We start from the raw sequence: 1393 nt of genomic DNA, 5'->3' as shown, positions 1-1393 counted from the left end.
GCTCGGTGCGTGTCGATGAGTAGCCGCGTGTGGTGCGATTGGCCATGTTGCCAGTGCTGGTGGTTTGCTGACTTTGCTTAAACGCAAACAGCCTCAGCGGGACAAATCCCGCTGAGGCTGTTTGACAGATGAGCAAAAACCAACGGTTCACTTTTTGCCTCGTCTTTTTTGTTCTTTCGCCATCGCTTTACGCTCCTCTAATGTATAACCGAGACGACCACCCAACTTATTAAAATAAAAGTCTGCCGCTTCATCACCCTCCAATTGATATTCAATCTCAAACGTCTCTGGTGGATTAGCTGGGTCAGTGCGTTTACTCAAAAGAAATTTTTTGTAGTTCTCTAACGCACTAACTGCTTGCTCGTAAGTCATGGCGACTTTCATTTCTTCGACATATTCGCATCGAATATAGACAATGCCCTTGAACATGCCCCAATGATGCGCGTTGCCTGAGCCTAAGTAACCGCCATAGGGTGGGCTCTCAAGTTTGGCGGCTTCATGAAGCTGATTAATCACACGATCGGCACTGTCTGCACCTTGGATATCATCGTTTAGCCACGATGTGATTTCTCTTGCTCCATGCGATTTTACAGATGAACTAATTAAATACCAATCTACCCAAATATTTTGTGTTTTAAAAATCATTTCTTGCCTCCCCAAACTGGCCATGCAGTTGTACCAGTACCATTGGGTCTACCGTAGTAGCCTTGAATTGTTACACCACTTGGAGCAGTTCCCTGCCACTTACCATCCCCAATTGGTTTAGAATTCAAAAACGCCCCTTGAATTTCTTGTTGCACTTGACGTTGCGTCCACGTTTCTGGGTAAAAGGTGGTTTCTGCTGTCTTATTCGCCCATCCACCCGTATTCGGGTCGCGCACTTGAATGTAGCCTTTGGTAACGCCATTGCTATCAACCGCTCCCGTGACTTCGGTAACTCTGATGTTCGGTGAACGTATATAGTGCCCTCCCGAACCATTACCCGCACCGTTGATGTTACCGTTTATGATGTGGTCATAATTGATATAAGCCACCTGAGTCGGTTGGCTAGCTTGCTCTTCTACGAGCCTTGCTGGAGTAGGTGAAGGTTTGAAGTCATCTAAATAACTTCCCACGACTCGTGTCTCACCATTCACTGTGCCAGAAACGGCTCTACCTCCATAACCTGTGCTATCTACCGTACCAGAAACTGCTGAGCCTTCAGTATCTCGCACACGACTTCCGACAGAAGCCATCGCTAAATCAATCCCAATTTCTGTTAATGGACCAGCAACACTATCATAACTCCTATCAATCGGTAAGTTGGGCTGCGGTTGACCGTCCACCAAGTCTGGCAACATTTCATTAAAACCATTATAGAAGCCCGCTAAAGTGTTACGAATCCCTTTATTGA

Annotated in this window: 2 protein-coding genes; both read right to left on the bottom strand. The window is 46.3% G+C overall.

Annotated features, from left to right (window positions below):
• Nucleotides 1–147: 147 nt before the first annotated feature.
• Entirely contained in the window at nt 148–645 is a 498-nt protein-coding gene (locus tag IE082_RS11040) for a hypothetical protein (protein ID WP_189493961.1), read from the bottom strand.
• The gene (locus IE082_RS11035; protein WP_189493960.1) at nt 642–1340 is read right to left on the bottom strand and encodes an EndoU domain-containing protein; all 699 of its coding nucleotides are present in this window, start codon (nt 1338–1340) and stop codon (nt 642–644) included. The genes IE082_RS11040 and IE082_RS11035 overlap by 4 nt, the downstream gene beginning before the upstream one ends.
• Nucleotides 1341–1393 lie beyond the last annotated feature (53 nt).

Source organism: Formosimonas limnophila (assembly GCF_014652675.1).
GTDB classification, from domain to species: domain Bacteria; phylum Pseudomonadota; class Gammaproteobacteria; order Burkholderiales; family Burkholderiaceae; genus Hydromonas; species Hydromonas limnophila.
Note: the sequence above shows the minus strand (reverse complement) of the source record. Positions and strands in the feature narration are given on the sequence as shown.

What these genes read in the sequence shown, in the direction of transcription:
- IE082_RS11040 (WP_189493961.1), bottom strand. Translation starts at nt 645, where the DNA reads ATGATTTTTAAAACACAAAATATTTGGGTAGATTGGTATTTAATTAGT.
- IE082_RS11035 (WP_189493960.1), bottom strand. Translation starts at nt 1,340, where the DNA reads ATGTTGCCAGACTTGGTGGACGGTCAACCGCAGCCCAACTTACCGATT.